This window comes from Rubrivirga sp., from assembly GCF_049648075.1.
GTDB lineage: Bacteria > Bacteroidota > Rhodothermia > Rhodothermales > Rubricoccaceae > Rubrivirga.
Map to the genome: position 1 here is coordinate 1 of NZ_JBARYR010000299.1, position 9,533 is coordinate 9,533.

General features: G+C 69.1%; 9 protein-coding genes. 6 read left to right on the forward strand and 3 right to left on the reverse strand.

Features of this window, described 5'->3' with window-relative positions; translation table 11 throughout:
• Window positions 1-1,163: Glu/Leu/Phe/Val family dehydrogenase (locus WBA11_RS08900; RefSeq protein ID WP_424520345.1), on the reverse strand; the 1,163-nt coding region annotated here is incomplete at its 3' end.
• Between the two features lie 187 nt (window positions 1,164-1,350).
• On the opposite strand from WBA11_RS08900, the gene WBA11_RS08905 reads away from it, so the two are divergent.
• Together WBA11_RS08905 and WBA11_RS08910 are read left to right on the forward strand one after the other, a co-directional pair.
• On the forward strand, window positions 1,351-2,103 hold the full coding sequence (locus WBA11_RS08905; RefSeq protein WP_424520346.1) for a TrmH family RNA methyltransferase: 753 nt from the start codon (window positions 1,351-1,353) through the stop codon (window positions 2,101-2,103).
• A gap of 535 nt (window positions 2,104-2,638) precedes the next feature.
• A complete protein-coding gene (locus WBA11_RS08910; protein WP_424520347.1) occupies window positions 2,639-2,926 on the forward strand; it encodes a hypothetical protein in 288 nt (95 codons plus the stop codon).
• 107 nt (window positions 2,927-3,033) lie between these two features.
• On the opposite strand, the gene WBA11_RS08915 is transcribed toward WBA11_RS08910, so the two are convergent.
• The gene (locus tag WBA11_RS08915) at window positions 3,034-3,546 is read right to left on the reverse strand and encodes a DUF4864 domain-containing protein (RefSeq protein ID WP_424520348.1); all 513 of its coding nucleotides are present in this window, start codon (window positions 3,544-3,546) and stop codon (window positions 3,034-3,036) included.
• 47 nt (window positions 3,547-3,593) lie between these two features.
• The gene (locus WBA11_RS08920; protein ID WP_424520349.1) at window positions 3,594-4,229 is read right to left on the reverse strand and encodes a DUF3592 domain-containing protein; all 636 of its coding nucleotides are present in this window, start codon (window positions 4,227-4,229) and stop codon (window positions 3,594-3,596) included.
• An 88-nt stretch (window positions 4,230-4,317) separates the two neighbouring features.
• Here WBA11_RS08920 and WBA11_RS08925 point away from each other — a divergent pair, with 88 nt between their 5' ends.
• The 4 genes from WBA11_RS08925 to alr all read left to right on the forward strand — a co-directional run.
• Window positions 4,318-5,538 carry an alanine dehydrogenase gene (locus tag WBA11_RS08925; RefSeq protein ID WP_424520350.1) on the forward strand — a complete coding sequence of 407 codons (1,221 nt, stop codon included), beginning with the start codon at window positions 4,318-4,320 and terminating at the stop codon, window positions 5,536-5,538.
• Window positions 5,539-5,610: 72 nt separating this feature from the next.
• Complete coding sequence (locus WBA11_RS08930; protein ID WP_424520351.1) at window positions 5,611-7,224, forward strand: hypothetical protein; 1,614 nt, start codon at window positions 5,611-5,613, stop codon at window positions 7,222-7,224.
• 216 nt (window positions 7,225-7,440) lie between these two features.
• Window positions 7,441-8,685, forward strand: a complete 1,245-nt coding sequence (chrA, locus tag WBA11_RS08935) for a chromate efflux transporter (protein ID WP_424520352.1) — start codon at window positions 7,441-7,443, stop codon at window positions 8,683-8,685.
• The coding region (alr, locus tag WBA11_RS08940) for an alanine racemase (protein WP_424520353.1) at window positions 8,682-9,533 on the forward strand (852 nt) is incomplete at its 3' end. The genes chrA and alr, both read left to right, overlap by 4 nt.

The window sequence follows — 9,533 nt, forward strand, 5'->3', positions numbered from 1 at the left end:
CGGTTGACGCGGTCGATGGTCCAGAAGTAGCCCTGGCGGTCCTGGACCCACTCGAAGTAGCTCACCGTCACGCCGCCGGCGTTGGCCAGGATGTCCGGGATGACGAGGACGCCGTTCTCGTTCAGGATCTCGTCCGCCTTGGGCGTGGTCGGCCCGTTGGCGCCCTCGGCCACGATCTTGGCCTTGATGTCGGCCGCGTTCTTGGACGTGATCTGGTCCTCCTTGGCGCACGGCGCCAAGACGTCGACCTCGAGGGTGAGCAGCTCCTCGTTCGTGATCGGCTCGGCACCCGGGAAGCCCGTCAACTCGCGCCCGTTCTCCTCGGAGTACGCGATGGCGGCCCCGATGTCGATGCCGTCGGCGTTGTAGTAGCCGCCGGTGACGTCCGAGATGGCCACGATCTTGCAGCCCTGCTCGCGCAACAGCGACGCCGCGACGGACCCCACGTTGCCGAAGCCCTGGACCGCGACGGTCGCCTGCGACGGCCGCATGCCCAGGCGCTCCATCGCGCCCAGGGTCGTCGTCATGACGCCACGGCCGGTCGCCTCGCGACGGCCTTCGGACCCGCCGATCAGGAGCGGCTTGCCCGTCACGACGGCCGGCTCGGTCCGGCGCGCGTGCATCGAGTACGTGTCGAGCAGCCACGCCATGATCTGCTCGTTCGTGTTCATGTCCGGCGCCGGGATGTCTTTGTCCGGGCCGAACACGTCGAGCAGGTTGGCGGTGTAGCGGCGCGTCAGTCGCTCGAGCTCGCCGTTCGACATCTCGCGCGGGTTGCACGTCACGCCGCCCTTGGCCCCGCCGAAGGGGACGCCGACGACGGCGCACTTCCAGGTCATCCAGGCCGCCAGCGCCTTGACCTCGTCCACATGGACGTCCGGCGCGAACCGGATGCCGCCCTTCGACGGCCCGAGCACCTCGGAGTGGATCACGCGGTAGCCCTCGAAGACGCGGACGGTCCCGTCGTCCATCACGACCGGGATGCTGGTGATGTGGATCCTCGAGGGCGCGCGGAGCACCTCGTAGAGCCCCCGGTCGAGGTTGAGGAGCTCGGCGGCCACGTCGAACCGCTCCATCATCGACTGGAACGGGTTGTCTTTGTCGACGGCCGGCGTCGGCTCCTGGTAGATCGCGCGGCTGTGGGCGTCGCGCTTGGTCTTCATTGCCATGAGAACCCGCTGGGGCGGGGGAGGGGGGCAGCCGCGAAGGTACGGGGCCGAGGGGTGGGAGAGACCAGAATCGGAAGCGCTTCCGGTCGATAGGAGACCAAGCTAGAGGCAACGGCAGCCACCAACCGACCCCATGAGCGGATCCGTCCGCCGTTCACACGCCCGGCGGCGATCTTGGGGCATGACCCGACAGCGCCTCAAGGACCTCGCATCACTTTCACGGGGCAAGGGCCGTCGCGCGCACGGCCAGTTTCTGGTCGAAGGCCTGCGCTCCGTCGAAGCCGCCCTCGAGGCTGGCGCTCCGCTCGTCGAAGTCGTCCTCGAGGCCGGCGCTCACCCCGCGCTCACGTCCCGCGCCCTCGAGGCCGGTGTCGAGGTGGCCGAGGTCAGCGCTCGCGACCTCGAGCGGGTCGCCAGCACTCGGTCGTCTCAGGGCGTCGTCGCGGTGTCGTGCAGCATCGTGTCGGACGAGCCGGTCGGCCTCGAGGGCTCGGTCTTGATCCTCGACGGCGTCCAGGACCCCGGCAACGTCGGAGCACTCGTGCGGACCGCCGCCTGGTTCGGCGTCACGACCGTCGTGGCCGATGAGAAGACGGCCGACTTCGAATCGCCCAAAGCCGTCCGCGCCTCGATGGGCGGCTTGTGGGACGTCCGACTCGTGCGCGTCCCCGGCCTCGAGGTCGTCCTCGACGCGCTCCAGACCCGCGGCGGCGCGTTGTGGGGTGCCGACCTCGAGGGCGTGCCTCTGAACGAGTGGACACCGAGCTCGACCGATGCGCTCGTGGTGGGAAGCGAGGCCCACGGGCTATCGGCCAACGTGCGGAGCCGTCTCGAGGGCGCGGTCCAGATCTCGGGGGCGCCCTCGAGGTGCGGTGTCGAGTCGCTCAACGTGGCCGTGGCGTCGGGCATCCTGGTCGCGCGCTGGCTCGCCTGACGGTCGGGTACGGTAGATCTGGCCGTCTTTGCAAAGCCTTTGGCGACTCCGACGTCCGTTCAGCCGCCCTCCGAAGACCCGGACCTCCCGCCGCACGTGCGGCACGAGTTGCTGGGCGAGGTCCCGCACCCGACGGTCACCCACCCGGTCTGCCCCGGCGGCGTGACGTTCGCGCCGTACCAGGTCCACCTCAACAACCACGTCGTCCAGCGCGCCAAACGCGTACCAGGAAAGCCAATACCGCATCGCCGAAATCGCCGCCCCCGCGGTCGGAGACCGCTTTCTAGCCTCCAACCCCGGCGGAGGCGAGAGGTCGCTGTTTCGATGGTACGTCATCGAGGACGTGACCGACGACGCGTTCACGGTCCGCGCCTCCGCTACTCCGAACGCCGGTGTCGCCTACGGCGCCGACCCCCCACCATCGACCCGTCCCAGTTCACCGGCGACGTCCTCGAGGCCGACCGGTCCGAGGTTCTGGACGAATCGCACTTAGGTGCTACCCAAAACGGCGCCGCCGTTTTCAATGTCTATCGACATGAGTGAGACTGCGCCCGACGCTGAGGACATCCCGCCCGAGGACCTGATCGGGGACGCGGAGTTCGTCCACCGGTACATGTACCACGGGTGGACGTCCCGCCGTCCGTTCGCGCAGCTCGTGCTCGCCCTCGTCTGGGTCGTGATCGTTCTCGCCGGAACCGTGTGGGCCCACCTCGGCATCGCCGCGTGGGAGGTCTCCGGCGAGTCCGAGAAGGAGTTTTGGGCGACCGACTACCCGTTGTGCTATCCACTGTACAAGCTCGGCGCGAAGCTGCTGATCTTCTGATGCAACGTCACATTGGGCCTGTTCATCACGTGGGCGCTGCTCCGTGGCTACGCCGCCGACTGGGCGGTCGCGCGCCGAGCCCGCAAAGGGATTCCAAGCTTCAAGAGCTAGATCCGGGTCGTCCCGTTGATCGAGGGCGGACGCCGAGTCACGCCGTCGGTCATCCAGCAGCCGTCGTACGCGCCGCCGACCTGCCGTGACAGCGTGAACACGTACGCCACGCGCTGTCCGTCGTCCTGGACGAGCGTGACGCGCTGCGCCGCCCGGTCGCCCTCGAGGGCGATGTCGCTGTACTCGGCGCGCTCGAAATCGAGCATGTCGCCGTAGACCGGCCCCTTGACCATCTGGGCGAAGCGGGGGAGAGGCCCCGTCGCCGCTCGGTTGCCGGGCGACGCGAACCGGAACGCGGCCTCGATGCCGGCGTCGGGGTACGGGTCGTCGTTGGTCTGCAACGCCTCGACCTGGATGCGGATGACGTCGGCGGCGGAGAGATCGGGGCTCGGCTCCGGGTCCGCGTCCGGCGTAGTTGTGAACAAGACGACGGCCGACAAGAGCAGGGCCGAGAACGCGAGGGCGGAGAGAGACATCCAGAGTACCGGGTTGGCTCCCTGCTCACGCACCAGCGATACGGACAGATCCGACGATCCGCCCTCGAGGTCGCGTCTGCCTAAAACATCAGGAGGACTCCGACCACGAGAAAGGCCAGCCCTGTGAGTCCGAGCCCGAGAGACTGGCGGACCGCTCGACGAATGGCAGCGCCGTGCCTCGTGTGGTTGAACGGGTCGGCAGGGTCGTACCAGACCGTCACCGGCACGCCGGTCGGGAAGTCGCGCCGGAGGGCGCGCTCGGCCTCGTAGAGCACCTTGTAGCTGGACTCTCCGTCCTCGAGGGAGACGGCCGCGTAGGTCTCGCCGTCGACGACGTACTCGTAGCTGGCGACGGGCGTGTACGTCTTCCGGGCCACGGTCCTTTTGCGCTCTTCCTCGTAGGTCTCGATGCGTGATTCCCGAATCTCGCGTCCCGTCGTGACCGCGCCGACGGTCGGCCAGTGCCGGCTGTCGATGGCGCGGCGGATGCCCTGGCCCGTGACGCCCACGGCGACGACTCCCACGGCCGTGACCGCCGCTGCCCAGCCCACGACGAAGACGCCGACAAGCGCCGCGATTCCGACTCCCACCATCCACTTCGGGATCGTCACGCCGGCCGCGCGTCGCGCCGCGGCGACGTCCCACACCAAGGTGTCCGACTGACGGACTGGGATCTCGTCGTCGTCGAGGACGGGCGGGCTGCTGGTAGCGGTCATGACGGACGTTGGGTTCACTCTCTAGTACCCGAACAGGTGGCGAGGCGCGTCACGATCCGTCCAGCGTCGCGCAACGTAGCTTCCGCGCATGGAAATCCCTGCGATCCAAGGGCTCAAGATCGAGTCCACGCTGCTCCCCCTCGAGAAGACCGCCGCCATCGGCGAGCGAACGCAGAGGCTGCGCATCGGCGTGCCGAGCGAGGCGGCCAACGACGAGCGCCGCGTCGCGCTCGCGCCTTACGCCGCCGCGATCCTGGTCGCCGCCGGTCACGAGGTCCGCATCGAGGCCGGGGCCGGAGCCGAGGCCCAGTTCGAGGACATGGCCTACACCGAGGCCGGGTGCGACGTGGTCCAGTCGGCCTCGGAGGTCTATACGGACTGCGACCTGATCGTTAAGGTGTCGCCTCCCCGCGCCGACGAGATCGCGCTGATGCGAGAGCGCCAGGTGCTGATCTCGGCGTTGCACCTGGGACGGCTCCAGCCCGACACGCTCAAGAGCCTGATGGACCTGCGGGTGACCGGCATCGGGTTCGAGTTCATCACCGACAGCGACGGCACGCTTCCCATCGTCCGGATGATGCACGAGATCGCGGGCTCGATCGCGGTCCAGACGGCGGCGAGACTTCTCGAGTCGTCCGAAGGTGGACGCGGCGTGATGCTGGGCGGGATCTCCGGCGTCCCGCCCTCGACGGTCGTCATCCTGGGCGCGGGCGTGATCGGCGAGTGGGCTGCCCGAACGGCGCTCGGGTTCGGGGCTCACACCATCGTTCTCGACACCGACCTGCCGGCGCTCCGCCAGATCGAGCACACCCTGGACCGCCGCGTCACGACGGCGATGGCGAACCCGACCTACATCGAGAGCGCCGTCAAGAACGCCGACGTCGTCATCGGCGCCGCGATCACGATGGGCCACCGCTCGCCGGTCATGCTGACCGAGGAGACCGTGGCCTCGATGCGGCCCGGCTCGGTCATCGTGGACCTGGTGGTCGACCAGGGCGGGTGCGTCGAGACGAGCCACCCGACCACGCCCGACGCGCCGACGTTCGTGCGCCACGGCGTCGTCCACCACTGCCTGCCGAACCTGCCCTCGACCGTCGCGCGGACCGGGACCTACGCGCTGTCGAACGCGCTCACGCCGTACCTCTTGGACATCGGTGAGGCCGGGAGCATCAACGACGCGTTATGGTCCAACGTGTCGCTGCGGACGGGGACGTACGTCTACCGCCGGCACCTGACGAAGAAGAGCCTGGCCGGAATGTTCGGGATGCCCCATCGCGACATCGAGTTGCTTATCGCCTCGGGGATCTAGCGTTCCGTTGTGGCAGGCTGATGTCGGAGGCAGGTCGGACGTCCGAGACTCCCCACAGACTCCTCCAGACAAATGCGACCCGTCGTCCTCGCTCTCGCCGCGCTGGCGGCCGTCGCCAGTACGGCGCAGACGCTGCCCGATGTTGCCCTCTTGTCGGCCGCCGACCTCGCAACCTCGGCATCCCCCCCGGACCTCTTAGGCTTCGAACCCCCGGATGGGTGGGTCCGAACGTGCGGGCCGTGCCCGTCCAATGAGTTCGAGTCGGTCGAAATGATCGGCCCCGACTCCACGCTCGTGGTCTTGGGGTTTATGCCCCTTCCCGACAAAGGGAACGCCCCAGAAGACGTGTTCGCAGCGCTCGCGCTCAGCGTCGTCACGCGGTCCGCGGTGCTCCAGGCCCGAGCAGATACCACGGGGAGCTTGCGGTTCGGTCCTGTCATTCTGGAGACCGTTGGTGGGCGGCCTTGGCTCTCCGCAACTACAGAGTCAGACGCGTACACGATCAGAATGGGCGTCGCCAAGACTGAAGGAGGGGTCTTGACCTCTTTCGCGGAGCAAGGAACGGGGCGGACGTGGACTGGCGCAGACCGGGTTTTGGCCGCGCTCGGGGCCGGGTACCAGCAGGTGGCACCTCTGCCCGGGGACAGGCGAGTTCTCCTAGTGCGCTCCGACCTCTCGCCAGCCGTCGTCTCCCCGGCCGAAGGCGCCGTGACGCTCGAGGACCCAACGTCCACGTACACGCTCACACTGCCCGAGGGGTGGCACCGCCCAGAGGGCTCGTCGGGCATTGACGCCGTAGCACCGGACTCTTGTACGACGATCCGCGTGGAGTACGACTCCTTTCAGCCTGAGGCTAAGCCCGATGGCAGGATGGAGGGGCTCGAACCACTGGCGGCGCTCTACACTGTCGCGAGGTCGGTGTACGACTCCGCTGAGCGCGCGAACGACTCGCTACGCGTTCGGGTCGAACCGTTTGCCCTCCGCACCGTCGGCGGGCGGCGCTGGCTCACTGGGGCCGTCTCGTACACGCTGCCGGGCGGCGAGCCTTACGGGACTGCTGAAGTCTCGTATGCCCGCGTGCCCGGCGGCTCCGTTTCCATCACCGCTCGGTGGTCGGCCGCGAGCGGTCGCGAGCACGTTGACCGCGCCCTCGAAGGCTTCGCCGTCCGCCTGCGCAGCGCGTCGTGCGGTGGCGTAGACGTCAGCGCTGGGGTCCGGCTGGCGGTGCCCGGCGGGTTCGAACGGGTCGAGGGGGCGCCCCGAAAGGGTCTGGCCCTCGTCCGCCGCTACGACCTGAAAGAGTACGACTGGTGGGAGCCTGATTCCGACGGCGACGACGGGTTGAGGACCGACTCCGTCTCGTTCATCGCCCGCCAGCTGACGTCGGTCGAAGCTGAACTCGAACTCGACAGCCTCGCCACACGGGTGACCCGGGACGTTCTCAGGCCCGGCGAGGAGACCCGGGGCCGGTCGGGGTGGAGACGGATCGACGCGACTGACGCGGAGGTCGTCCACGCCTCCGTGGAGCGGGAGCGGTCCTTCGACACCTCGGCGAGCGTGTTCGTGGTGCGGATCGAGGACCGCGTGGTCGTCGGCCGAGCGCAGGACGGCAACGGGGGATCCATTTGGACGGGGCACCTCGAGTTGCTCGCGAACCGCCTCGCCGTCTGCGAGACCCGGGACTAGGCGCGCGAGAAACCGACGGCGAGCGATCCCGGACTCGCAGACGGTGGCCGGCGAATGTGGGAGCGGCGTCTCGTCCTGGCATCGCCGTCCTGAGACCGTCCCGCGGCTCGTTCTCGTGGCCGCGCCGAGTGCGAGTCGAGTGGGAACTGAGGCTGGCGGCTTGGGTCCACACACGGACCCGACCCTCGAGGCTGGACCGCTGCTCCGCCAACTCCGATGACGCCCCCCGACGCCTCCGACCTCGAGGCCGAGCCCATCGAGGCCGGCGGCGCTCCCGACCAAGCCGATGCCCACGCCCGTCCTCGAGGACGCGGCCCGCTCGGCGAGGTGGCCCGGCTGTTCCTCAAGCTCGGCGTGATCGCGTTCGGCGGACCCGCGGCGCACGTCGCCATGCTCGAGGACGAGGTCGTGGAGCGGCGCCGGTGGATGACGCGTCAACATTTTCTCGACCTGATCGGCGCGACGAACCTGATCCCCGGCCCGAACTCGACCGAGATGACGATGCACGTCGGCTACGAGCGGGCGGGGTGGCGCGGGCTGTTTGTGGCGGGCGCGTGCTTTATCGGCCCGGCAGTCCTGATCACGGGCGTCCTTGCGGTGCTCTACGTCGAGTACGGGACGCTGCCGGCCGTCGAGCCGTTTCTGTACGGGATCAAGCCGGCCGTGCTCGCCGTGATCCTGGGCGCGCTGTGGAAGCTGGGCAAGAAGGCGATCAAGGGCTGGCCGCTGGCGGTGATCGCGGTCGCGGTCTCGGCCGCCGTGCTCACAGGCGTCGGCGAGGTGGTCGCACTGTTGGTCGGAGGCGTCGTCGGCGCGCTCGTTCTTCGAGGACTGAGACGTGAGTCCACGACGGCGGCGCGCTACCTCCCGATCCTGTTCCTGCAGTCCGGCCTCGAGGCCGCCGGCGGAGCCGCGAGCGCGAGCGTGGTCAAGGTCTTCCTGTTCTTCCTCAAGGTCGGCTCGGTGCTGTACGGCTCGGGCTACGTGCTGGTCGCCTTCCTCGAGGGCGGGCTGGTGAACGACCTGGGCTGGCTGACCCAGGCGCAGCTTCTCGACGGGATCGCGATCGGCCAGTTCACGCCCGGCCCCGTGTTGTCGACCTCGACGTTTATCGGCTACGTCGTCGGCGCTGAGGGCGGGCTGAACCCGATCACAACGGCCGCGGTCGCCACGCTGGGCATCTTCCTGCCGTCGTTCGTGTTCGTCTGGATCCTGAACCCGCTGATCCCCAAGCTGCGGTCGTCGGCCTGGCTCTCGGCGTTCCTCGACGCGGTCAACGCGTCGGCGGTGGCGCTGATGGCGGCCGTGACGCTCGAACTCGGGATGGACACGTTGGTGTCGTGGCCCGCCTGGGCGATCGCCGCGGTCGCCGCCGTGGCCGCGCTCCGCTACAAGGTCAGCGCCGTCTGGCTCGTGCTCGGCGGAGCCGTCGTTGGCTGGCTACTGGCACCATGGGCATGAGGACTCCCGTCGCCCTCCGCGCCGAGATCGACCTCGAGGCCGTCCGCCACAACGTGCGCGCCCTCCCCGCCGCGCCCGACGACGAACTCATGGGCGTCGTCAAGGCCGACGCCTACGGCCACGGCGCCGTCCCGGTTGCCCGCGTCCTCGAAGCCGAAGGCGTCAAGCGGTTGGCCGTCGCGACGGTGCCCGAGGCCGTCGAGCTTCGGGACGCTGGGATCGAGTCGCGCATCCTGGTCCTGGCCGGTCCGCTGCCCGAGTTCCTGCCTGTCTACGCCGAGCACGGCTTGGAGGCCGTCGTCTCGTCCTCGACGGTGGCCGAGGCCGTCGCGGAGTACCGGATCCCGGTCCACGTCAAGGTCGACACCGGGATGCACCGGTTGGGCGTCCAGCCTGAGCAGGCGCCCTCGACCATCAAACGACTTCTCGAGGCCGGCGTCCCCGTCGAGGCCGTCTGGACGCACCTCGCGACCGCCGACGCCGAGGACTCGTCGTTCGTCCTCGAGCAAGTCCAGCAGTTCGACGCGGCCATCGCCGACCTCGAGGACGGGATCTTGGTCCACGTCGCCAACGGCCCCGCCCACGTCCGTCTGCCGCGGGTCACCTCGAGGCCGGCCCTCGTCCGCCTGGGTGGCGTGCTCTACGGCCTGGGCTCCGACGACGCGATGGCGCCCTCGATGACGCACCTCCGACCCGCGATGCGGCTGGTCGCCCGCGTCGTCAACATCCTGATTGTTCAGGCTGGCGAGACCGTCAGCTACGGCCGGACGTGGACGGCGCCGCGCCCGACACGAATCGCGACGCTCGGGATCGGCTATGCGGACGGACTGCCGCGGTCGCTCTCGAAC

Bases quoted from the DNA above. Each gene is read 5' to 3' on its own strand.
- WBA11_RS08910 (WP_424520347.1), top strand. From the start codon at position 2,639: ATGAGTGAGACTGCGCCCGACGCTGAGGACATCCCGCCCGAGGACCTG.
- WBA11_RS08925 (WP_424520350.1), top strand. From the start codon at position 4,318: ATGGAAATCCCTGCGATCCAAGGGCTCAAGATCGAGTCCACGCTGCTC.
- chrA (WP_424520352.1), top strand. From the start codon at position 7,441: ATGACGCCCCCCGACGCCTCCGACCTCGAGGCCGAGCCCATCGAGGCC.
- WBA11_RS08930 (WP_424520351.1), top strand. From the start codon at position 5,611: ATGCGACCCGTCGTCCTCGCTCTCGCCGCGCTGGCGGCCGTCGCCAGT.
- WBA11_RS08905 (WP_424520346.1), top strand. From the start codon at position 1,351: ATGACCCGACAGCGCCTCAAGGACCTCGCATCACTTTCACGGGGCAAG.
- WBA11_RS08920 (WP_424520349.1), bottom strand. From the start codon at position 4,229: ATGACCGCTACCAGCAGCCCGCCCGTCCTCGACGACGACGAGATCCCA.